The sequence below is a fragment of the Photorhabdus sp. CRCIA-P01 genome (genome assembly GCF_003545805.1).
Classification (GTDB): domain Bacteria; phylum Pseudomonadota; class Gammaproteobacteria; order Enterobacterales; family Enterobacteriaceae; genus Photorhabdus; species Photorhabdus antumapuensis.
The window spans coordinates 104973-127825 of the sequence record NZ_NMQR01000005.1 but is presented as its reverse complement, the minus strand read 5'-3'; the positions used below and the strand labels follow the sequence as shown (position 1 = coordinate 127825).

The window sequence follows — 22853 nt, the reverse complement described above, 5'->3', positions numbered from 1 at the left end:
TTGTATCTGTTCGAAAGCCTGAATCTGCTGATCCAAAAATACCTGCCTGGGAGTCAGATTGAACTCCTCAAGCAGGCTTATTCTGTTGCACGGGATGCCCATGAAGGGCAAACCCGTACCAGTGGTGAACCCTATATTACGCACCCTGTCGCGGTTGCCTGTATTCTGGCCGAGATGCGTCTCGACCATGAGACACTGATGGCCGCTTTGTTGCATGATGTTATTGAAGACACACCCGCCACCTTTCAGGATATCGCACAACCTTTTGGCCCTGTGGTCGCTGGGTTGGTTGAGGGAGTTTCCAAGCTTGATAAGCTGAATTTCCGCGATAAAAAAGAGGCACAAGCAGAAAACTTCCGCAAAATGATCATGGCGATGGTGCAAGATATCCGCGTCATTTTGATCAAACTGGCAGACCGTACCCATAATATGCGTACTCTCGGGGCGTTACGTCCAGATAAACGCCGTCGTATCGCCCGGGAAACGTTAGAGATCTACAGCCCCTTAGCCCACCGTCTGGGGATTCATCATCTGAAAACGGAGTTAGAGGAATTAGGGTTTGAGGCCCTTCACCCTAACCGCTACCGGGTTATCAAAGAGGTGGTAAAAGCGGCCCGTGGTAACCGTAAGGAGATGATCCAGAAAATTCTGTCTGAAATTGCAGGCCGGCTGGCCGAAGCCAGTATTGAGTGCAAAGTCAGTGGCAGGGAAAAACATCTCTATTCTATCTACCGGAAAATGCACCTCAAAGAGCAACGGTTCCATTCTATTATGGATATCTATGCATTTCGGGTCATCGTTAATAACGTTGATATCTGCTATCGGGTTTTGGGGCAGATGCACAGCCTGTATAAACCCCGCCCGGGCAGAGTAAAAGATTACATTGCCATCCCCAAGGCCAACGGCTATCAATCTTTGCACACATCCCTGATTGGCCCGCACGGCGTGCCCGTTGAAGTCCAGATCCGCACCGAAGATATGGATCAAATGGCTGAAATGGGCGTCGCAGCACACTGGGCTTACAAAGAACAAGGTGAATCCGGTACAGCCGCGCAAGTTCGTGCTCAGCGCTGGATGCAAAGTTTGTTGGAGCTACAGCAGAGTGCCGGCAGCTCTTTTGAATTTATCGAAAGCGTTAAATCTGATCTGTTTCCTGATGAGATTTACGTTTTTACCCCGAAAGGGCGCATTGTGGAATTACCCGCCGGTGCCACCCCAGTTGACTTTGCTTATGCCGTACACACCGATATTGGTCACGCCTGCGTGGGTTCGCGAGTGGATCGTCAGCCATATCCATTGTCTCAATCGCTGACCAGCGGCCAAACCGTTGAAATTATCACCGCGCCGGGCGCTCGTCCAAATGCTGCCTGGCTGAACTTTGTCGTCAGTTCAAAAGCCCGCGCTAAAATCCGTCAGTTGCTGAAAAACCTTAAACGGGAAGACTCCATTGGGCTGGGCCGCCGCCTGTTAAATCACGCATTAGGTAATGGGAAAAAACTGGTTGATATTCCACAGGAAAATATCAATAAAGAGTTGACGAGAATGAAACTCTCAACAATAGATGATCTACTGGCTGAAATCGGGCTTGGCAATACCATGAGTATCGTCGTCGCCCGCAACCTGTTAAGCGAACAGGAAAATACCGCAAGCACCCGTAGCCATAACAGCGGAGCACGTAAATTGCCCATCAAAGGCGCTGACGGGGTGCTTATTACGTTTGCCAAATGTTGCCGACCCATCCCCGGTGACCCGATTATCGCCCATATCAGCCCCGGCAAAGGGTTGGTTATCCACCATGAATCCTGCCGTAATATTCGCGGCTATCAGAAAGAACCCGAAAAATTTATGGCTGTTGAATGGGATAAAGAGATCAATAACGATTTCACCGCCGAAATAAAAGTGGATATGTTTAACCACCAGGGGGCTTTGGCAAATCTGACTGCCGCCATTAACGCAGCCAATTCCAGTATTCAAGGTATGAATACAGAAGAGAAAGATGGTCGTGTTTACTGCGCTTTTATCCGGCTGACCACCAAAGACCGTATTCAGTTAGCGAATATTATGCGCAAAATCCGAATTATGCCGGATGTGATGCGAGTCAGCCGTAACAGAAACTAAACCGGATAGCCCGTGCAAATCAGCAGGTGAACAGCCAACAGCGCTATCCACCGCCGACCCACAAGACACGACCGGCAATGACGGCACCAGCAGCACGTCATCCCGGTTATCAAAGAACAGACCAATCAATGCTGAATCAATCTCATCCAGTATGCGGCCTAACCAACCCTCTTCACCCACACCAAACATCAATACTAACCCGATAGCGATAAACAACAGTGGCAAGATCCATGTTCGGCACCAATACGCTAACAGCATACGGGGATACAGCGAGTAGCGAATTTTGTTGCCCAATAAGAATCCACAAACAGTCAACAATACAATACTGATAACCAGTACCACCCGGCTTATCAGCATCCCATAAGGCATCACACACAGAATCGATAAAAACTCATCTTCCATCATGACCCACCAGACAGCCACATGTGTGATACGACTCAGGAGATAAACGGACCACAAGCCCGCTGCAAAAACCAAGTGCGTATGTGATTAGCTTGTGATGATGTCCGGGAGCGCGTCGACTTCACCGTTTTCGTTACCGGTGACTGCCCCTTCTGGGGTATAGGTTCAACGACTGCCGTAACAATCAGCATCAGCCGGCGACTTCCCTGCTTCTCACGAAAGAAGACTTTTTCACAGGCAATCACATCACGTCTCTCATTGTAGATATAATTCATCACATCTGTCGCCCGGCGTTCCGTCACTCGGAACACCTGGCTGATTTCACTTTTGGTAAATCCGCTCCCCTTCAATAACCCCCAATACGCGACCGCCATGTACAACGGTGTATCATTCAAATGAGACAAGCAGGCAGGCAGACGAAAATTTCCATGATTACTTTGTTTACCCGTAATAGTCTGACTTCCAAGCAAATCGGTCTGGCTGCCGCTTATCTGAAGCAGCATTGAATCATTAACATTGATTGTCATTTTACTCTCCCCGATGACTAACTGGTCTACCTGTTACCACATGAGAAATGAAATACTGTGATTTATCTGAAATGAAATACCTATAGGCTAATCTGCCCACCCTATTTAATGATTTGTGTAAAAATAACTTCCATAGTGGGATTATTTCACTACCAAAGTCACGTCCATAGACGTCTCAAAAGGACCATAATCCTTAGCTTGTATCGCACCGGTCTGTATAAGAGCCACAGTAAAGTCGTTGGTGGATCTAGTCGTCTGTGGCTGGTTCTGCACACTAAAGTTCAGAATATCTTTAGCCTCACGGCTGAATGGTATTGACTTGCCGATTGCAATACCTGATGCCAAAGTCGTCGACTGACCTATACTTCGTAGTTTCAGTTCTACCCTCAGCGGTTTACCAGGCACAGATATACCGTCGCCATCTGGATACGGAGTAGACAACGTCAAAATAACGTTCCCGCCTGTAGCATTTTTCTTATCGCTTACAGTGCAATCAATAATTAGCCTTAAGCCAAACCTCTCGGAGCCATCTCCATTATAAATCGTAGCCGGGTATGGTCCGTACGACTGGCGAACCTCGCCAAAGGGAAAAACACTCCGCCAACTACCTGAATTTGCTGAGGCGAGACTACAAACTGGAAGCGCCAGTATTGTTGCAGGATCGCTAAGGCTCTTATTGGAACTCAAATCTTTATGAAGGCCTGATGTCGACCCCCATCCTACAAAATCCACGCCATTAATTAAAAATTCCACTGGTGTGTCACGGCTAGTCTCGAATTCAATGTCCTTGCTAAGTTCTCTCTCCCATGAAAATCCGGTCCCACTACAAGACATATCAAAAAGGAGCTCACTTAGTGCAGCATTTTCTATGTCTTCAGAGTCTGACCTAAGGAAATCCTCAGTACCATAATTATTACCCACAGCAGCTTCCGCTTCATATTTATGCGAAGCTGTCCCTGGGCGACCGTCTTTAAAGCGGGCATTGATTGTACATTCGTACTTACCTGAAATAACTTTTGGGGTCATAAAAAAATGTGTATTCCCCGCTCTAATATTGAATTTGGTGTCTTTCAGTTTTGCGCCAGGAGTCGCCGTAGTTGTTACTTTTATATCCCTCATTATGGGAAAAACCCCATCAAGGTTAGCAGTACCATTTGCCGGATAGCGGATCATCGTGTTGTCCATCGGCCGTACCCTCTGAGGCGGCCCAAGAGCCTGAATAATCTTCTCGGCGCTCCACTGTCCAACGGCTTCCCCCGCAAGCGCCAAAGGAGCAGAAAAGATACTCATAGACAAACAGATTCCCCCTGCCCATATCGGCCACCAGCGACAACGAACCGCTCTCCGCCCGAAACCCCATTTCATCCTGTTCATAAGCGTTTTATCGGTATTCATTGGATGCTCAACCGGAAATTACTCTCCAGTTGTCCTGTTAGAAATTTTCATTGGTTACCCTCTCCCCATCCCGGATAAATCACCTATTATCCCCAGGGGCTGACTTTCTTCTGGTTATCGTTTTCTGTATCGGGTCGCCCGTACAGATCGTCACTATTATTCCCCCATTTCAGCGACAGGTTTCGTTCAGCTGCTTCATTGGACTCCAGCTCTTATCCGCCTTCTTCATCGGCGGCTCACCCAAGTTAAATGCCACCTCGCACTGACTGTCTGGCGCATTGCCCCATTTCACTTTCAATACCCCATTTAACGGCATACCGCTCAGGTACACTTGTCCACCCTCTCCCACTATCGCCGCCAAACCTTGGTTTGTATCCCCTTTCAGCATTGCCATGGCCCCAAACGGTACGGGTTTACCATTGTGGGTTAGATTCATCATCAATTGCTGCCCGATACGCACGGGATAATCCACCATCACCACGGCACCTTGAGTTGGGAATACGTTCTTACTACCCTGCATCATGCTCGCCCCTTCCGGCAACGATGATGGGTCCAGGCTGATACTGTTACGGTTGTACGTCCGAGCATACGGCACAACCGCATACCCCCAGCGATTAGTCGTAACCTGGCTGGAATTCATCACACGAATGCCTTCAACCCCTGCGGTCCGAACTAATACAGCAGCATCTCCAATACGTGATGCTAAGGTGATACCATGCTGATGAGCTAACAGCCCGCCACTAAATCCGTAGTTCACACCACGCCCGCCTTGTGAATCGTAGTTGTACCCCAAGCTGGCCTGCCCAAAGGCGTCTCTGTATCCCATCGACACTGACCCGCTGTTTCCCTGACCTTGATTAGCCTGGCTTTGTGATACGTTCCAGGACAAACTATTATCATCCAATATTGAACCGCCTACGCCCAGTTGGTTACTACTACGTCCTGTACTATCATGGGACAAACTGTAGTTGGCATATGCATTATTTAGAACCGCATAGGAGCCAAACAAACTCAGCGGAACATTCAGGTTCAATGATACTTGTCGGTTCTCAGGCCAGTCGCCGTTACCGCGCGTGCGATCAATACTGTAATTAAGCCCCCAACTTACTTTGGAAAAAGAACCACTCAATCCCATTGACAACGTGGTGTTGGTTTTAGAACTGCCCCAGTAGTTATCCCGTTGACCACTGAGCCACAGAGAATAGTTACCGGGCAACGACTGACTCAGGCTCATCTGCCAGCTACTGCGACGTCGCTCAGAAATCCAAGGAGGGAGCCCCTCCCAAGAACTGTAGCCTTGGGTGTTGGCATCCGAGAAACTCAGGTAGTTACGGGTAGAATAGCGGTAGGCGGTTAAATCTACCGTTGTACCGGTCGTCATCATATTTTTCGAATATTTCGCGCGGTAAGACTCTCCCCGCAGGGTGTCAGTCGTATTTTGCAACCGGGTTCGGGAGGTCGTGACATCTGTGGATAACGCCCCCATCATACCAAGGGATAGCCCTGCCCCCAGTGCCGCAGACTGATAAGATTGCGCTACCAAACCACCGCCATATACAGTGACGTTGCCCGGCAGACCGTAAATAAGCGAAGCCATACCAAATACTGGTTCACGTATTCCACGGCTATATCTGCCACTCTGATGATAGCGCCCGGCGGCTACTTCATACTTGAATCGTCCTTGACGTAGCATAATGGGCAAACTGGAATATGCCTGACTGAATCCATGATGAGTACCATCCGCCTCAGTTATTGTGACCTGCAAGTCGCCACTGGTACTGCTGCCCACCAGATCCGTGATACGAAATGGGCCTGGTGCCACGTTAGTTTGGTAAATCACATTACCGTTCTGCGTCACGGTAATTTGAGCATTGGATTTAGCTATCCCACTGATAATTGGAGAAAAATAACTCTGCCCGCCCGACATCATCGGGTCGCTGGTAGCAAGCCCAACACCACGATAAGGAAAACCATCAAATACCTGACCAGCCACACTACCCGTCGAAGTATCCCCTATCGTCAGATCACTACGTAACGCTACTACATCCCGCTGCAAGTAGGTTTGCAGGAAATTCCATCTTTGCTGAGACTGAGTCGTTTTCTTCACTGCATCATTAAGTGAGTCATACCGATTATAAGTCTGAGCACTATAAGAATAGGTGGCAGTATTACGAAGACGCCAAGCGCCTAAATTCAACCCAGAATTGAAACTACCGAACAGACTCTGCCCAGTCTGTTTATTGCCAAATTGTGAACGTCGGTTCTGACTACCATTGATGTTATAGTTCAACAGAAAAGCCGGAATGCCCTCCTGCCACAACTTCGGATCAACCTGCTCACCCGTTGAAGGTTTCATCGCTATTTGGGGTACACCCAGATTCAACCGCATCTGGGAAAAATTTAGACGAGCCGTAGCCTGAGGAATGAATTTACTCAATGGACCATCTATCGGCTTATCCATCGGCAACACTTTCAGTGCCGGTGTACTACTGATATTAACACCCGCCGCTGCCAACAAATCTGGGGTAAGTACCGGAACCAACTCCCCATTGCCACCACTGCCAAGCTGGAAAATAATGTCACGTGAGTCAAAAAAAGTGCCATTCATGTAAATGTCAACACGGTAAGTCCCCGGTGCCTGACCTCCAGCCGTTTCAAACTGTGATAAGTCCACCGCTTGCCCTGAATTTGAGCCAAAGTCCAGTAAGGCCGGATCAAAATAGTCACGCGCTGCCGCTTGAACACTCCAGCCAGCCAGCAACACCAACATCACTCGACAAAAAACTGGAGAAAAACGCAACCCAACTCCGCGCTTTGATACCGTCAGAGAAGTAGAAATACCTTGATTTATACGACAAGCAGACGGCCGTTCTGAACGACGGCTCATTGCCGAAATTAACTCTTTCATTCTTAATTGCCATCTCTTATTTAATAAAAGATCCATTGCTTATATCTATCTTGGTACCTGCAATACTGCTATTCGCTACCAGATACGACAATGGACTTGCTCTCTTCATCGGTATTCAATCCGAACTCATTGATAGCTCGCCACGATACCGTAACCTTACTGCCAAGCGACACGTTGCCCGTTGGCAGCGACCAGCTCTGCTGACCAAATGGCGGCACCATCTTAAACAAGTCCTTATCCGGTACAGCAAACGCATTAACATGCAAAGTCTGCAACGTTATCCAAAATGGTGATAAGTTACTCAGCGTTACCGTATCCTTTTTGACCGACACCCGTAATTGTTTTACCGCACCAGTCACCCCTTCTTTTGGCAATCCTTCAGGGCGATAAAACATCTTTATCATCAGGACCATCACTATTTTCACCCGGCCAATACCATTTTCTGTGGACACTGACAATGGCTTCTCAGAAGGCAACAGACGCACATTCAGAAAGAACGCCGATTCCCGATCTCTTGGAAAATCTCCACCAGTACGCAGGATTTTCAGTACCTGCCTGCTATGTGCATTTACCTTAGCCAGAGGCGGAATCACCAGAAATGGTGCGTTAACCGCTACCGGTAACCCAGTCTTTGAGTCTAGTTCCCTCACCATTGACTGAATGAGATAGTTGTTACTACTGTTATTATTGAAAGTCGAAATAACACCATTTCTAGATGACTCAGGGTAGATCACACGCATGTCATCCATATATACCCCTTCTAAGCTCTTTTCTTCCGCCCTCAGTGGCAATGCAAGCAAAAGTGATATCATTGCCAGAACGCTCAATACAGCCGTAACTATCTGCTTCATTTGCGTATTACGCCCTACCATGTGATGTTCTTCTATTCCTGAAAACGTTGCTCAATGAGTGTGCAACATGCCACTCTGTAGTTCACTTACCCCCCCGGCATCAGTTATCATTGACCATGTCACCTTGCCATCAGAATTACCTGCTAAACCTGTCAAGGAAAAAGTTGCCTGAGCAAAAGGTGCCAGCATTGATGGGTTTTTGTTCAAATTCACCTTCTCACCATCCAGTTTCAACTGGGCAAATGTCTGGTAATACGGTGTCGGATTGGTCACCACAACGGTATTACCCGTTCGTGTAAACGTCAGCCGGGCATACGCCTGCTTCGGTGTCACTGACAAGCCATCTGGCCGATAAATAAATTTAATATTCATACCCAGTGAGATAGACAGAGATGCAGCAACCCCCTCCTGTTGCTTATTGGCCTCGCCCTCACCGGTAGGCATTCCTCTCGCAGGAATTGCGTTGATGCGAAAACTATACAGAGATTCACGATCAGTCGGGAAATCGCCACCGGTACGTATAATACGCATTACATTCGAGCTATTACCCTCTATACGAAACAACGGGGGCAATACAATAAACACTGATGAATGGCTAGTAGAGCTACCCCATGGGGTCACAGCAGCCTGTATCAAATACACATCACTACCTGAATTCTGTAACGAGATGTTTTGCACCCTGTCACTTTGATGATAAATGATACGTGTCTTCCCCAGTACCAGACCGGCATGCGCTGGTGACACTATCATTACCCATAACCCGAGCATGACTACGACCATCATTTTTATGTTCATACTCTTCCACTATCACTGATACGCAAACTCAAAATGTATTGCGAGCGCCATCGATCCTCCGCACAATACATGCATGTTTTTACTATCACTATTACACTCTGCTTGATTACCTATACCCGCGCCACCTACACCCCCTATATACGCCGTAAACGTCCTCTCCACCCCATTCAGATACCGCTTACCATCTTTATCAGTAGGGATAGATAGATCAATCCTATACGGGTTCCCCTGCGGCCTTGCATCGACAAACTGATTGGCACCGAGAGTATCGTCGCGCAACCTAACCCCTACTCCTTTAGTGGAGTTAATGACCGATATGCGACTAGACATAAAAAGTTTTCCATCCGTGTTGGTGCCAGCATCAGGGACCTCACCCCATATGTATAAAACTGGTGGCCTTTGGTTTTCAGCTAGTGGATCACAATTACTCAATCGCAATTTCAGCTCTTGCCCAGAACTTTCCACATATTTGTTATTTTTGAGTTCACCGGCCTGAACACCATCAAACGTCACGTTATAGCTATTGTCTATCCCCCCATCAGAATCATGAGGCTTCGGTTGCCCGTTGACACTCAACTCGCAAGTCTGAGGTATAATAGTGCCCTTAAAAGAAATCGTTTCCGCCTGCACCGGAAACGACACACAACCTCCCGCCCATCCCATCAATATCATAATAAGTAGCAGATATTTTGCCCGGCTGTTATATGTCATTAAGCCACTGTTTATAAGATTTTTATTTCCGGTTTTCATTTAACCCCCATCCTATTCTGACCATCCGTGATGAATTACCCCTCATGGATAAGTGAATATAAATCTGACTTTCGCAACCAGCGAGCCAGGCTGGATACCCTCATTACCTTTACGTGTAATCGCCACCGTCATAGGAATACTCACACCACTTGCCACCTCAATATCGTCGCTTAAAATAGTGGGAACATCATTCATTAACCAGTTGTCTTCCTGCTCTATTTCCTGCTGATCACCCACGGCAAAAACAAACCCCAGTCCCTTAGAGGTTCCACCAGGAGAATCATCAGAGCCAGGATCACGAAACACCGTGCTTGTACCATTGATGGTGTTACCCACTACAGTAATATTAGGTTGAACACCGAGCACGCTTGGATCGCCACAATCGGTTAACTTCAGCACAAATGTCTGAGGATCTAATATATCCCCTGGATTCTTAAACTTTGCCGCAGGTAGTGAGCCAAAATCCAACGTTGAACCGTCCATATGACTATCGCCACCGGAGCCGATATCTACACCACAAGGATCAGGATAAATATCAGCGTTAAAAGTCACACTCACCCCATTCGTTTGCGTACCCATGGGGCCCTTAGCCATGACACCACCGGCCAGAAACGGTAAAGCCAATATGACCCCCCAACAGAAACGGCGCATCACAATACACAACATTGAGTATCCGCCCTTAGTCAGAAAAGTCGGCTGGTCATCCAACCTATGTTTTTCTCGCCTTGCCATTTCGTGTTCACCTCAAGCTTACTTTCTCACCGCTATTTCGCGGACGTAACGTCCTGTAACGCCGATAACATCAACGATAATCAAACGTAAATGTCATCGTTGCGCTGATTTTGCCTGCCTTTTTGCAGTCTGCTATCGTCTGCCCAACGGCTGGCGCACATACCAGAGAAAAATTTACCGGCACAACCACCGGAGGAGACAGATCGCTTATAATCGTGCCTGGATTAGCTAACTTAAACGGATCACCGTCACTTACCTTCGAAGACCAATCCTTATCACCAAACTTCTTCAATTGCACAGTGATGCCCATTGCCGTTGAAACTTGGCTTCCTTCTTTATTACTGTTACGAAACAACGTTTTATCAGAAGTGCCGTCATGATTTCCGGTAACCGTTATCGTGGGAACAAGACTGTTTTTATTTACCACACTCGTGCAATTTCCTAGCTCCAGCTTAGCTTCTCTATTGACTTGCCCTGACACTACATCGCCAAATTGCACAGTGCCAAGTTCGATATTATTGCTGCTTCCAATAAGAGTGATATCACACGTCCCTTGGGTGATTTCTGCCTTGAATGTGGCTATATCGCAGTTTTTGCCACACTTTCCCGCCCACAAAGGACCAGAAAAAAGCCACAAAACCCCCGCCATACCGATGTAACTCAGGTACCTGCGTACATACAGGACCATTGAGATACCGGTTTTATTGGATTGTGCCATTGAAGTTATCTCCTCCACCGAGATCGTTGATCACCGCCCATTCCACTTTCTTTTTATTCTGACTATTCTGAGCGGGATAAACGTGGATACTGAAAGGTGCCAGCATTTGTGGATGATTCGCGGAAAACGTCACGGGAATCCCATCAACTTTGATCTGCGTAAAACTGATGTGATAAGGCGAACTGTTGCTGACTTGAACGCCCCCGGGAGCATGGGTAAAGCGCAGCGCTTTGTATGCCAGCTCTGGTGTACCCACCAATCCCGTTGGCCGATAAAATAGTTTGATGGTATTGCCGATGGCATAGACCAGCCCACCCGAAATCTTAGCGCTTTCAAAGCGCTGGCCCGGAGCATTACTACCGGGAATGGCAGAAGCATTAAAATAAAAGACGCTCTCCCGGTCAGTCTGCAACTGGCGGGTATCACCCAGGATGCGCAACGTATTGGTCCCTTGAGGGTCCAGACGGAATAAAGGAGGCGAGACATAAAATGGTGTTTTACCCTTGCCATCAACGGTGGAGCTGATTTTAGCCGTCACCAAGTAAGGGATATTAGTTGTCGTATTACGCACCGAGACTATTGCTTCAGCTTTATCCTGTAAAAAAATAATGCGTGTAGCGTTGATGCCAAATCCGCCTTCAGCCCAGCTCTGTGACGCAAACAAAAATATGCCCAAGAAGAGGCTTTTTACTATGATGTTGGGAAGTCGGAGTTTACTGATCATTATTTTTTCTCTTTTCGCCTCGTTACTCAGCCAATAGCGGTTTATAAAACGCCGTTTCAATCATCCAGAACTTGCAATCTAAAGAAGCCTGAAGAGAGGCTCCTCAGGCTGGTTATCGAATTAACAATTACTCATATGCTATGGAAAAGTTAAGAGGAGCATGAATCTGCTGAGGAGATGGTTTTTCATCCACTGATGCCATATAAGCGTTAAAGGTTACAGACTTATTATTAAGATCTTCCACTTTAGGATCTTTATCACTTGATGAAGCCAATACGATCCTGCTGTCTTTCTTAAGAAGCTCTTCCGTTGCAGTAGTGGAATTACCAACCTTATAGGTTAATGCAACACCCGCATTTGGAACGAAACCCTGCGTATTACCCTGACCATCACTAAATACGTCAGTTGTTGATGCTATCGTAGCCCCTGTCACCAGTAGCTTAAGTGATTTCTTTGCGGCAACAGTCCCATCACAGCCACCAACACCGACAGAAAAAGTTTCATAGTATCCAGGAATAACAAACTTTCCCTTCAATAAGCTATTCGTAACAGCCCCAGGCTTGAAGTCATCTGGCTTATGGTTACCCAAACTCACATCACCATTTTTTACGCCACTGGTAATGTCACATGACACATCCGAAACAGTACCGGTAATGGTCACTTGAGCATTATTTTTCGCATTAGCAGACGAAGCTGCCCCTAAAACCAACGCCGCCACGACGCTTATCTTTAATATCTTTTTCATTTGATTAACCTTATTTAAGTATCGTACAAAAATCATACTTAACTTTACATGCCATTTGCTGATAAACAGCAACATTTAGCTGTACATAAATTTGTCACTTAGGACCATTTTGACAATCAAGATAGACTGTGATATTTTTGTATGAAAACACAGCATTATCGAAACAACTTAACGACAATCGTCAAAATTTAAGGATATTTTATTGTTGAGTCCGAAAAATAAGATCAACAATTTCAAGCAAGGGGCCTGAGAGATTGGGATTTGCATGTGTTAAAAGTAGACGAATTGAGTTATTTTTGTTCGGTCGGGGTAGATACATAATGCTTTACAAAGATATACAATTTTGTATCTTTTTTTATTAGAAAATTTTCAGTATAGTTCTATGGCAAGTCTATCTTGATTGTCAAAATGGTCCTAAATGTAACGATCAACGCTTACCTTTCACATCCCAAACTCCTTGAAAACGTTCAGCATTACTCGCTGTATAACGTACAGTGTGACGAATGTTTTTATGTCCAAGGTAATCTTGTATCAGCCGGGTATCCACTCCCCGGTCTGCAAGGGCAAAACCACAGGCATGGCGCAACATATGCGGGTGCGAAACGACAGCAATATTCGCCAATTGCCCTAATCGACTAATAATCTGGTAAATCCGCTGACGCGTAAGCGGCTTCCCAGAACGTGACAAGAACAACCAATCACTCTCTGCCCCCAAGAAAGTTTTGCGCACTTTGAGCCATGCCTTAATCGCCCGGACCTCACGGAGCAACAGAGGATGGTTAGTGCAAAATCCTCCTTTTAGCCGCCGGATATACAGGCATCGCTCTTTCAATTCCATATCAGATAACCGTAGATGTCTGGCTTCGCTGACGCGAAAGCCGTGGATAAAACTCATGTACACCAAACAGTAGTTCCGCTCTGGATTAGCGCCGACTTTCGCCATTTCCAACAGGCTTTCCACTTCTGACTGCGTCAGATATTTTCTTTGGCCCATGCTTATTTCTCCCAAATATATTGATAGCACAACCCAGCTATTATCCCCTGACAGACCCGCCCTCAATTCCGAGACACAAACCAAGAACAGACAAAACCTGGGGATAAAATACACACCATTAATTTGCCCAAATGGCATGTTGTTCACTGGGGCTACAGAGGGTTATACAGATGAGAGGTAGAATTTAAACACCTTTTTTTGATTATTTTTTTATCACTATGAGATCACGCTGTTGAATTTGGTGGATATATAAGAGTATGTGATCTTGACTGTTACAGGAGGTTAGCGCGGTGTATCAGTATAATTTTCAACCCGTTATTAGGGGGAAGATTACGTTGATTACGTTAAACCCGTCTGTATTATTATGGGTGATAAACCATGCCCGATCCTGCCCGGTAAAACATGATGGACTGCCACACAATCAATGGAGAAAAAAATCGTATGAAAGGCCAACTGCTTGATACCATCCCTTTGACTTCCCTGCATGGCGTTGGGGCAAGTCAAGCGGCTAAACTGGCAAAAATGGGGCTGATTAATTTGCAGGATCTGCTGCTGCACTTTCCTCTTCGTTATGAAGACCAAACACGCCTTTATACGATTAATGATCTTTTACCGGGTATCCATGCCACAGTCACCGGCGAAATCCTCCATACCAATGTTATTTTTGGCCGCCGCCGGATGATGACCTGCCAAATCAGTGATGGTACCGGTGTGCTCACACTGCGCTTTTTTAACTTCACCGCCGCAATGAAAAGCAATCTGGCAAAAGGGAAACAGGTTGTTGCCTATGGTGAAATCAGAAAAGGGAATTATGGCGCGGAAATTATCCATCCTGAGTATAAGATTCAGAATTATGCCGGGAATGTGCATCTCCAAGAGACATTAACCCCTATTTACCCGACAACAGAAGGTGTTCGTCAGGCGGCGCTGCGTAAACTGATTGAGCAGGCACTGGCATTGCTTGATACCTGTGCTATTAATGAACTCCTGCCGGAAGCGTTAAGCCGTTCTATCATCAGTTTGCCACAAGCATTGCATACCCTACACCGCCCACCGCCAGATATTGCACTGGCAGAGCTGGAAACAGGCAAACACCCGGCTCATCACCGTCTCATTCTGGAAGAACTTCTCGCTCACCATTTGAGTATGTTAGACGTCAGAGCGGGCGCACAACGCCATCACGCTCAGTCGCTACCGGCTGAAAACGAGTTAAAACAGCAATTCCTCAACCGTCTGCCATTTACGCCAACTAACGCGCAACAACGGGTTATAGCGGAAATTGAGCAAGATCTGGTAAAAGATGTTCCGATGATGCGATTGATTCAAGGAGATGTGGGTTCAGGAAAAACACTGGTTGCCGCGCTGGCTGCGTTGCGAGTTATTGCGCATGGCAAACAGGTTGCCCTAATGGCACCGACTGAATTGCTGGCAGAGCAGCATGCAAATACATTCCGGCAATGGCTGGAACCTTTGGGTATTCAGATCGGCTGGCTGGCGGGTAAGCAAAAGGGGAAAGCACGTCAGAAACAACAAGAAGCCATTGCCAGCGGGCAGGTCGCCATGATTGTTGGTACGCATGCCATGTTTCAGGAACAGGTGAAGTTTTCCGGTCTGGCACTGGTGATTATTGATGAGCAACATCGGTTTGGTGTGCATCAACGTCTGGCTTTGTGGGAAAAAGGGCGTGAGCAGGGTTTTCATCCACATCAATTGATTATGACCGCAACACCTATCCCCCGAACCTTAGCGATGACTGCTTATGCCGATCTCGATACTTCTATTATTGATGAGCTGCCACCGGGGAGAACGCCGGTCACAACGGTTGCTATCCCGGATACACGCCGTGAAGAGGTGATCAAACGGATCAGAAATGCCTGTCTTGATGAAAACAGACAAGCCTATTGGGTCTGTACGCTGATTGAAGATTCTGATGTGCTGGAAGCTCAGGCTGCGCAAGTCACCAGTGAAGAGCTCACTCTTGCTTTACCGGAATTAAAAGTTGGGTTGGTACATGGCCGAATGAAAGCCGCAGAAAAGCTGGAAGTGATGGAGGCTTTCAAACGTGGAGAGCTACAGCTTCTGGTTGCCACGACGGTTATCGAAGTTGGTGTGGATGTGCCGAATGCCAGTTTGATGGTTATTGATAATCCAGAACGACTTGGATTGGCGCAACTTCATCAATTACGTGGACGAGTTGGCCGTGGGGCTATCGCTTCTCATTGTGTTTTACTTTACAAAACTCCCTTAAGCAGTACCGCCAGAATACGTCTGCAAGTACTTAGAGACAGTAATGATGGTTTTGTTATCGCACAAAAAGATCTGGAAATTCGTGGTCCCGGGGAGCTATTAGGAACACGCCAAACAGGGAATGCAGAATTTAAGGTTGCTGATTTGTTGAGAGATCAGAGAATGTTGCCGGAAGTACAACGTATTGCCCGGCATATTCACCAACACTATCCAAAACATGCTCGAGCCCTGATTGAACGCTGGTTACCGGAACGGACACATTATGGTAATGCGTGATTGAGAATATGTCGGCACGGACTTTTCGTTTCTCAACGCCGCCAAAAATACGGATATCTGGTTTTATCCCATAACTAAGATGCTCTGCTACAGAGCTTTCTTTTAATTATTCCGTTTAATTGGCAATGTATTATTTCCAAAGGAATACAAAATATAATTACAATTATTCCTAAATTAGCACCAGCGTTAAAAAACATCCCCAGAAAATATAAATGGTTGGTAGATTCACATAATAAGCAACTGACCACCCTTCTGAAAAACTGTACTTATTAGTCGAATCCGCCATTTTTTATCAAATTCAGTTGATGGTGTGTACGGTATTAGCGCAACGTTATGCTCGAAGGTTAAAACGGGAATAGATATCAATCTATGATAGGAAATTGTCATTAATATATATTAATGACAATTATTATATTTACAACAATGCAATATTGAATTGCTAAGTTTAGATAGTAAATGTTTCTATTAACTCAATGAATGTAATTTTAAATATTTTCTTTTTGAAGTATAAAACCTTGATGGAGGTCACGCAAATAATAGTAGTTTTGTTGGTTTTTTTATCTATACTTATATTTCATTATGGTACATATTAGGGTGTTTTTAAATTAGAGCTAAATAAATCTACGTTGATATAATGGAGAGTTTAATATGATTTATGTCAAAAGTCTTTCAGAGACTGTGGTTAAAGTTGCAATTAGTAAATGGAGTAGTGAAGAAGGTAATGACGAATATATTGAAATTAATAAAGGAGAGGTGGCTCAATGGGATAGATCAGATCAGCGCGGTTTTTTAATGTCATTAGCACGCAAAGATAGTGCTACATTGTTATATTCAATAAGATCAAATGGCTACATAATTATTTATGATAGCTCAGTTGTAAATAACGGCAACCGGATAGATTCTTTATATTCGATACCATCTGTCTAAAAAAGTTTATTATCGCGCTAGTTTTTTTAATTTAATTTTTGTTCACATACCATTGAATTAAATGAAAATATTTATTATTGATATAGTGGAGGATTTATGATTTATGTTAAAAATCTCTCAACTGAACCGGTTAAAGTTTCGGTTAATAAATGTGGAGAGGAAGGTAGAGAGGAATATTTAGATCTTGATTGTGAAGATGTAAAGGTGTGGGATCTATCCGATACGCATGGTTTTATATTTTCAGTAATACAGCGAGGTATTGAAAAATCATATTCTGCTTCGCAGAACAGTTTTATTATTATTTTTGATGATCATGTACAAGATAGCGGCACTAATATATCTCATTTAGATAAATAAATGAGAGTTTGTCATCTGATTTAATTGAGTGTTAGACCCTATTAAATCACCATCATCAGGAATGGAATCTCCATTCCTGTACTATTTGTATTCAACGGTTTGCTACTTTTGCCTGTAATGCTTGTTTTCCTGCTTCACTGATAAAGATATTTCCAGCCTATTTATGATTAATCAGTTGCTTTATCAGCTTCCGCTGCCAGTGTTTACAAAATAGGTGTTTAGCCCCAACATTTGATGAATAATATAATAGAAAAAATTTATCGGATGATAACTTTAGGTTAATGCTAAATTGATTTTTTGGTAGTTGATTTCAGATTATTTTTATCGATAAAGAGTAAAAATTAAAATTATAAGGTTTGAACCACAGAATTTAGGGGGATGTACATCTTTATTGCTATTTTTATTAATATATAAGCATGTAACTTAATCTACCAAGTATTAAATGTAAAACAAAGAATAAAAATCACCAAGGTGTTTACTGTAATATCTATTCTGTTTATAAAAAAATGAGTTGTTTTGGTTTTTTTAGGATTTACGCTCAAAATTATTTCATAAAGTTATTGTCTTTTAATTTTTATTTGAAAATTAGTTTTGTCAATAATAAGAACGTGAGAGTTAATATTTAAAATTGAATAAACGATAGGCTGAACCGAGGTATTATGGCTCAGCCTTGGTTTTAGTGTTTTTTAGTCATTCATAATGACAATGGATTAATCATCATATTCACAGTGTACTGTATTTATATCCTGATCCCAATAATCCCAAGCTAATCTTTGACCATTAGCCCGTAAGACTGCGAATGCATTTCTTGATGCACTTAGGCTGATTATATCTTGTAGTCGGGCTATTCCAGGTGGGACTTGCAAATTAAAACCTCTGAGTCCCCAAGAAACTACACTACCATTCGCTCGCAGAGCTGCGAAACCGAGATAAGATGCTGCACTCAAGCTAACAATATCCTTTAATTTAGCAATCTCGGGTGGGACACTGATATTACCCCAGGAGACTATGCTGCGATCTGCCCGTAGGGCTATAATCGTACTTCCTGTTGAATATAGGCTGACGATATCTTTTAATGCGGCAATTTCTGGTGGAATTACATTCCCCCCAGAACTATTCCCCCAGGAGATTACGCTGCGATCTGCCCGCAAGACCACGAAAGCATTAGATATTTTAACTAGTCTGACAATATCCCGTAATGTGGCAATTTCTGGTGGGACTTGGCCGCCATTGTCCCGATTACCCCAGGCTACCACGCTACGGTCTGCCCGAAGGGCTGCGAAAGCACCAGTTGTTTTACTCAAGCTGACAATATCTTGCAATCTTGCAATTTCAGGGGGTATAGAAGGTCCACTTTCCCAGGTGACTATGCGGAGGTTTGCCCGCCGGGCGATGAAAGTACCATCTATTGAACTCAGGCTGATAATATCCTTTAATTTAGCAATGTCTGGCGGGACTGTAGTGTTTCCCCAAGAGAACACGCTACCGTTCGCCCGAAGGGCTGCGAATGTATAATATGTTGCGCTCAAACTGACAATATCCTGTAAGGATGAGAAGCCACTACCAGTAGGGCCCCTATCTCCCCAAGAGACCACGCTACCGTCCGCTCGCAGGGCTGCGAATGCAGAATATGTTGCGCTCAGGCTGACAATATCCCGTAATGTGGCAATTTCTGGTGGGACTTTGCCGCCATAGTCCCTATCATGCCAATTATCTCCCATCCAAGCTACCACGCTACAGTCTGCCCTCAGGGCAGCGAATGCATGCTCTGTTGAACTCAGGCTGACGATATCCCGTAATTTGGCAATTTCTGGCGGTACAAGGCTTGCCCCCCAGCCGATCACCCTGCCATTTTGCAATAACATGGCGGTTGCGGTGACAGTAGAGGTGATGGAGATCTTGTTGTCAGAGTTACTATGTATTCCAATCCCAGATTGCTGGAATAGGTTGCTTGGTGAGAACTCGTTATTTTGGTTCATATTATTCTCCTAATAAGGTTATATCGGATTTACCTTACTCACAGGGAGTCTGTACCGTAAAACCTTCGCTCAATGGATTAATTAATTGTCATATTCATTATGCAATTTATTATCATCAGCCGAGCCCCAGCCCACTCTCTGACCATCGGCTCTTAATACTGTGAATGAGTTTCTTGATGCACTTAGGCTAACGATATCTTGTAATCGAGCTATCCCGAGTGGGACTTGATTGCCTTGGTTGCCGTGATCATTGTCTGAATAATCGCCATATCCCCAAGCGACTACGCTACCGTCCATCCGTAGAGCTGCAAATGCGGTTTCTGTTGCACTTATACTGACAATATCCTGCAATGCGGCAACTTCTGGTGGGGTTGTGATATCATTACCTCCCCAAACGACCACACTGCGGTTTGCCCGTAGGGCTGCAAAAGCCCCCGATGTTGTACACAGACTGACAATATCTTGTAATTGGGCAATTTCCGGCGGAATACTGCTACCCGAAGATGGGTTACCCCAAGCGACCACACTGTAATTTGCCCGTAGGGCAGCAAAAGCAAAATTTGTTGCACTTAGACTGACAATATCCCGTAATTGAGCAATTTCTGGTGGGATTTGAGTACCTGAGTTCTTGAACCCCCAAGCGACGACACTGCGGTCCGATCGTAGGGCTGCGAAAGCAGAAACTATTGCACTGATACTGACAATATCCTGCAATTTAGCTATTTCTGGCGGGACCTGACCACCCCAATCTTTAATTCCCCAAGCGACCACGCTGCGATTTGCCCGTAGGGCAGTAAATGCGTGTATTGTTGAACTCAGGCTGGTAATATCCTGCAATTGGGCAATTTCATCAGGTATTTTACCGCCATAAAATTCATCTCCCCAGGCAACTATGCTACCGTTTGTCCTCAGGGCCACGAAAGCAGAGCTTGTTGCCTTCAGGCTGACAATATCCGTCAATTGGGCAATTTCATCAGGTATTTGACCACCATTACCTTCGTTTTCATTTCCCCAGGCGACCACGCTACGGTTTTTCCGCAAAGCCGCGAAAGCATCATCTGTTGCACTTAGGCTAACGATATCTTGTAATTGGGCAATATCGGTTGGGATTTGGCTACTAGGGTCATTTCCCCAAGCTATCGCTCTGCCATTTGGTAATAACATGGCAGTTGCCCCTTTGGTAGAGGCGATAGAAGTATTATCATCAGAATGACTACCCCTGTCCGGTTGCCAATATTGCTTGATAGGATTACCTACGGTATCCATGTTTGGTGAAGAATCATTATTTTGATCCATATTATTCTCCTAATGATGGTTATATCGGATTGACCTTTTTACCCACAGGGGAATCTATGCCATAAAACCTATCCCTTGCGGGTTAAGCTGAATTTCTACTGCAATATTAATACTAGCTGTTCTTTTATGAATAAGATAATAGAAAAAAGTTATCGGCTGATAACTTTAGGTTAATGCTAAATTGATTTTTTGGTAGTTGATTTCAGATTATTTTTATCGATAAAGAGTAAAAATTAAAATTATGAGGCTTGAACCACAGAATTTAGGGGGGAGGTACATCTTTATGGCTACTCTTATTAATACATGAATATGTAACTTAATATACTAAGTATTAACTGTAAAGCAAAGAATAAAAATCACCAAGGATGGCGCAATATATTTTCCGTTTATAAAAAAGTGAGTTATTTTTTTAGGATTTACATTCGAAACTATTTCGTAGAAAGCGGGAGTGATGAGATTCCAAATGAATAATCGATAGGTTGAATTATTATATTTTTCTCAACCATTGGTTAATGGCCTGAAATAACAAAATAATACTTAATAGATTAACTAATCATATTCACCGTACTCTTTAATCCTGAATGACGAGGTTTCTCGGAGACTAATTGATAATCATTGCGGAACCGAATAGCGCGGGTAAATTGACGCTCATTTATGTTGTTGAGACACTCCTCATCGGTAAAGGCGAAAGTAAGCGGATGACGATAAAAACAAAATGACTTTTTTATCGTAAAGCAAAGGTAAAGAAGAGCCAGAAACCATACAACTCATTGAATTACTTTACTTTACTTTACTTTATTGTAATATCATCACGCTGGATGCTCTGATCCAGTTTGTACCACTCTTTCAGGGCTCGTTCGTCGAAGTCGATATTAAATATCATCAAGGTTTACCCTGATACGTCTAGCGGGATTTTTAAGGCGGTCACGTACCACTGCTAAGATGTCTGCATCTTCATCATGATCTGCCACCATAACGGAAACTTCAGCGAACGGCAGCTTTTCATTCTCTACAACATAGCGTAGAAAGAGACGCAGCGCATCGGATGGCGATAAGTTCAGTTTCTCAAATGTCTGATACGCACTTTTTTTAAGTTCTTCATCAACTCTGATCTGAATAGTACTCATAACGTTATCTCCTGTAATGACATTTGTAATGCAATAAAAATTTTTTGCTATAAGTGGAGTATAGAATCGCTGGTAAATGAATTACATGGCAGGGTAAACAAAGTGGAATCCCACTATGAGCTCATACCAGAGACCATTCGATAATCATTTAAAAAAACCGGGATTTGCCACTTTATCCGGATGACAATCCACAAGAAACGCCATCATTTCAGTGGCATCTTTGCTCAGGTAGAAGCGCACCATCTTTTCATTGAACTCATGTATTTTCGCCGCAGGCACGCTGATAGCATCTATGCCATTTGACATCAAAATACCGTTCATCATGAAACGGGAAGTACGTTTATTACCGTCAAAGAAGAATTGCTGTAGCGCACCGAAAAGGAAGAATGCGGCCCCCTTTTCGAAAGGCTGACACTCATCCAGCAAGGCAACACCTTCTTGAAAAACACGGTTCAATTCTGGCGCGCCGGGTACAGTAGGTAACGGAGTATGCCGACCATACTCACCCAAACTAACATCTGGAGTGTAATTCTCTTCTTGCCCTTCTCCACGGAACTGTCCCCATTCCAAGGCTTCGTTGCGGGCAACTATGCTATGAAGTTCAGTAAATGTAGCTTTGGTCAACTCAAATTGACCTTTTTTCACCATAAATAACAATTGCTTGGAACTTTCTGCGAGATTCAGGACTTGTTCCTGGTCGGAAACCTTCCTACCACCGACGGTTACACCGTCCAATAATGTCTTCACTTCTGGGAAAGTAAAAGGATTGCCTTCAAGCACGCTGGCATCCCAAACGAATTCTGCTAGCATCCGGTGAAAACGGAAACATACCCGCTCAATAGAATGAATCGGAACAATAAGAGGAACCGCAGACCGGTCCCAACGAAACCCCAAAGCGTTGAAAAGCTTCATCGTTGCTAACCCTATTTTACGATTTTGAATGTACGGAACTATAAGCGAAACACAACGACAATGCTGCACCAAA

At 44.7% G+C, this 22853-nt stretch carries 20 protein-coding genes; 4 read left to right on the top strand and 16 right to left on the bottom strand.

Annotated features, from left to right (window positions below; all coding sequences use genetic code 11):
• A complete protein-coding gene (gene spoT, locus D3222_RS05340; RefSeq protein WP_118985222.1) occupies nucleotides 1–2118 on the top strand; it encodes a bifunctional GTP diphosphokinase/guanosine-3',5'-bis pyrophosphate 3'-pyrophosphohydrolase in 2118 nt (705 codons plus the stop codon).
• On the opposite strand, the gene D3222_RS05335 is transcribed toward spoT, so the two are convergent.
• From D3222_RS05335 to D3222_RS05280, 12 genes are all read right to left on the bottom strand, one after another.
• Nucleotides 2050–2520, bottom strand: a complete 471-nt coding sequence (locus tag D3222_RS05335; protein ID WP_118985221.1) for a hypothetical protein — start codon at nucleotides 2518–2520, stop codon at nucleotides 2050–2052. The two genes, spoT and D3222_RS05335, sit on opposite strands and share 69 nt — an antisense overlap.
• 35 nt (nucleotides 2521–2555) lie before the next feature.
• Complete coding sequence (locus D3222_RS05330; protein ID WP_118985220.1) at nucleotides 2556–3047, bottom strand: CaiF/GrlA family transcriptional regulator; 492 nt, start codon at nucleotides 3045–3047, stop codon at nucleotides 2556–2558.
• A gap of 141 nt (nucleotides 3048–3188) precedes the next feature.
• A complete protein-coding gene (locus D3222_RS05325) occupies nucleotides 3189–4343 on the bottom strand; it encodes a hypothetical protein (protein ID WP_157975291.1) in 1155 nt (384 codons plus the stop codon).
• Between the two features lie 268 nt (nucleotides 4344–4611).
• Nucleotides 4612–7350 carry a fimbria/pilus outer membrane usher protein gene (locus D3222_RS05320; protein ID WP_232832408.1) on the bottom strand — a complete coding sequence of 913 codons (2739 nt, stop codon included), beginning with the start codon at nucleotides 7348–7350 and terminating at the stop codon, nucleotides 4612–4614.
• A gap of 68 nt (nucleotides 7351–7418) precedes the next feature.
• Entirely contained in the window at nucleotides 7419–8201 is a 783-nt protein-coding gene (locus D3222_RS05315) for a fimbrial biogenesis chaperone (protein ID WP_232832407.1), read from the bottom strand.
• A 51-nt stretch (nucleotides 8202–8252) separates the two neighbouring features.
• Nucleotides 8253–8996 carry a fimbrial biogenesis chaperone gene (locus D3222_RS05310; protein ID WP_232832406.1) on the bottom strand — a complete coding sequence of 248 codons (744 nt, stop codon included), beginning with the start codon at nucleotides 8994–8996 and terminating at the stop codon, nucleotides 8253–8255.
• A 12-nt stretch (nucleotides 8997–9008) separates the two neighbouring features.
• A complete protein-coding gene (locus D3222_RS05305; RefSeq protein WP_118985217.1) occupies nucleotides 9009–9746 on the bottom strand; it encodes a fimbrial protein in 738 nt (245 codons plus the stop codon).
• 42 nt (nucleotides 9747–9788) lie between these two features.
• Complete coding sequence (locus D3222_RS05300) at nucleotides 9789–10478, bottom strand: fimbrial protein (protein WP_118985216.1); 690 nt, start codon at nucleotides 10476–10478, stop codon at nucleotides 9789–9791.
• A gap of 70 nt (nucleotides 10479–10548) precedes the next feature.
• Complete coding sequence (locus D3222_RS05295; RefSeq protein WP_232832405.1) at nucleotides 10549–11196, bottom strand: fimbrial protein; 648 nt, start codon at nucleotides 11194–11196, stop codon at nucleotides 10549–10551.
• On the bottom strand, nucleotides 11180–11920 hold the full coding sequence (locus D3222_RS05290; protein WP_118985215.1) for a fimbrial biogenesis chaperone: 741 nt from the start codon (nucleotides 11918–11920) through the stop codon (nucleotides 11180–11182). Before D3222_RS05290 ends, D3222_RS05295 begins: the two co-directional genes overlap by 17 nt.
• A 127-nt stretch (nucleotides 11921–12047) precedes the next feature.
• Nucleotides 12048–12665 (bottom strand): fimbrial protein, encoded by a 618-nt coding sequence (locus tag D3222_RS05285; protein ID WP_118985214.1) that lies wholly within the window; start codon nucleotides 12663–12665, stop codon nucleotides 12048–12050.
• A gap of 427 nt (nucleotides 12666–13092) precedes the next feature.
• Nucleotides 13093–13659: a tyrosine-type DNA invertase gene (locus D3222_RS05280; protein ID WP_118985213.1), complete on the bottom strand. Its 567-nt coding sequence runs from the start codon at nucleotides 13657–13659 to the stop codon at nucleotides 13093–13095.
• A gap of 441 nt (nucleotides 13660–14100) precedes the next feature.
• On the opposite strand from D3222_RS05280, the gene recG reads away from it, so the two are divergent.
• The 3 genes from recG (at nucleotide 14101) to D3222_RS05265 (ending at nucleotide 17466) form a co-directional block, all read left to right on the top strand.
• Entirely contained in the window at nucleotides 14101–16182 is a 2082-nt protein-coding gene (gene recG, locus D3222_RS05275; protein WP_118985212.1) for an ATP-dependent DNA helicase RecG, read from the top strand.
• Between the two features lie 648 nt (nucleotides 16183–16830).
• Complete coding sequence (locus D3222_RS05270; protein ID WP_118985211.1) at nucleotides 16831–17109, top strand: hypothetical protein; 279 nt, start codon at nucleotides 16831–16833, stop codon at nucleotides 17107–17109.
• Between the two features lie 96 nt (nucleotides 17110–17205).
• Complete coding sequence (locus D3222_RS05265) at nucleotides 17206–17466, top strand: hypothetical protein (protein WP_118985210.1); 261 nt, start codon at nucleotides 17206–17208, stop codon at nucleotides 17464–17466.
• A gap of 710 nt (nucleotides 17467–18176) precedes the next feature.
• On the opposite strand, the gene D3222_RS05260 is transcribed toward D3222_RS05265, so the two are convergent.
• The 4 genes from D3222_RS05260 to D3222_RS05245 all read right to left on the bottom strand — a co-directional run bounded on the left by D3222_RS05260 (nucleotide 18177) and on the right by D3222_RS05245 (nucleotide 22780).
• The gene (locus D3222_RS05260; RefSeq protein WP_118985209.1) at nucleotides 18177–19445 is read right to left on the bottom strand and encodes an RCC1 domain-containing protein; all 1269 of its coding nucleotides are present in this window, start codon (nucleotides 19443–19445) and stop codon (nucleotides 18177–18179) included.
• Between the two features lie 81 nt (nucleotides 19446–19526).
• Entirely contained in the window at nucleotides 19527–20741 is a 1215-nt protein-coding gene (locus tag D3222_RS05255; RefSeq protein ID WP_118985208.1) for a hypothetical protein, read from the bottom strand.
• Nucleotides 20742–21613: 872 nt separating this feature from the next.
• The gene (locus D3222_RS05250; protein WP_118985207.1) at nucleotides 21614–21868 is read right to left on the bottom strand and encodes a type II toxin-antitoxin system RelB/DinJ family antitoxin; all 255 of its coding nucleotides are present in this window, start codon (nucleotides 21866–21868) and stop codon (nucleotides 21614–21616) included.
• 144 nt (nucleotides 21869–22012) lie between these two features.
• Nucleotides 22013–22780, bottom strand: a complete 768-nt coding sequence (locus D3222_RS05245; protein WP_118985206.1) for a Fic family protein — start codon at nucleotides 22778–22780, stop codon at nucleotides 22013–22015.
• Between the last annotated feature and the right edge of the window lie 73 nt (nucleotides 22781–22853).

What these genes read in the sequence shown, in the direction of transcription:
- D3222_RS05335 (WP_118985221.1), bottom strand. Translation starts at nt 2,520, where the DNA reads ATGGAAGATGAGTTTTTATCGATTCTGTGTGTGATGCCTTATGGGATG.
- D3222_RS05330 (WP_118985220.1), bottom strand. Translation starts at nt 3,047, where the DNA reads ATGACAATCAATGTTAATGATTCAATGCTGCTTCAGATAAGCGGCAGC.
- D3222_RS05320 (WP_232832408.1), bottom strand. Translation starts at nt 7,350, where the DNA reads ATGAAAGAGTTAATTTCGGCAATGAGCCGTCGTTCAGAACGGCCGTCT.
- D3222_RS05315 (WP_232832407.1), bottom strand. Translation starts at nt 8,201, where the DNA reads ATGAAGCAGATAGTTACGGCTGTATTGAGCGTTCTGGCAATGATATCA.
- D3222_RS05310 (WP_232832406.1), bottom strand. Translation starts at nt 8,996, where the DNA reads ATGAACATAAAAATGATGGTCGTAGTCATGCTCGGGTTATGGGTAATG.
- D3222_RS05305 (WP_118985217.1), bottom strand. Translation starts at nt 9,746, where the DNA reads ATGAAAACCGGAAATAAAAATCTTATAAACAGTGGCTTAATGACATAT.
- D3222_RS05300 (WP_118985216.1), bottom strand. Translation starts at nt 10,478, where the DNA reads ATGGCAAGGCGAGAAAAACATAGGTTGGATGACCAGCCGACTTTTCTG.
- D3222_RS05295 (WP_232832405.1), bottom strand. Translation starts at nt 11,196, where the DNA reads ATGGCACAATCCAATAAAACCGGTATCTCAATGGTCCTGTATGTACGC.
- D3222_RS05290 (WP_118985215.1), bottom strand. Translation starts at nt 11,920, where the DNA reads ATGATCAGTAAACTCCGACTTCCCAACATCATAGTAAAAAGCCTCTTC.
- D3222_RS05285 (WP_118985214.1), bottom strand. Translation starts at nt 12,665, where the DNA reads ATGAAAAAGATATTAAAGATAAGCGTCGTGGCGGCGTTGGTTTTAGGG.
- D3222_RS05280 (WP_118985213.1), bottom strand. Translation starts at nt 13,659, where the DNA reads ATGGGCCAAAGAAAATATCTGACGCAGTCAGAAGTGGAAAGCCTGTTG.
- recG (WP_118985212.1), top strand. Translation starts at nt 14,101, where the DNA reads ATGAAAGGCCAACTGCTTGATACCATCCCTTTGACTTCCCTGCATGGC.
- D3222_RS05270 (WP_118985211.1), top strand. Translation starts at nt 16,831, where the DNA reads ATGATTTATGTCAAAAGTCTTTCAGAGACTGTGGTTAAAGTTGCAATT.
- D3222_RS05265 (WP_118985210.1), top strand. Translation starts at nt 17,206, where the DNA reads ATGATTTATGTTAAAAATCTCTCAACTGAACCGGTTAAAGTTTCGGTT.
- D3222_RS05260 (WP_118985209.1), bottom strand. Translation starts at nt 19,445, where the DNA reads ATGAACCAAAATAACGAGTTCTCACCAAGCAACCTATTCCAGCAATCT.
- D3222_RS05255 (WP_118985208.1), bottom strand. Translation starts at nt 20,741, where the DNA reads ATGGATCAAAATAATGATTCTTCACCAAACATGGATACCGTAGGTAAT.
- D3222_RS05250 (WP_118985207.1), bottom strand. Translation starts at nt 21,868, where the DNA reads ATGAGTACTATTCAGATCAGAGTTGATGAAGAACTTAAAAAAAGTGCG.
- D3222_RS05245 (WP_118985206.1), bottom strand. Translation starts at nt 22,780, where the DNA reads ATGAAGCTTTTCAACGCTTTGGGGTTTCGTTGGGACCGGTCTGCGGTT.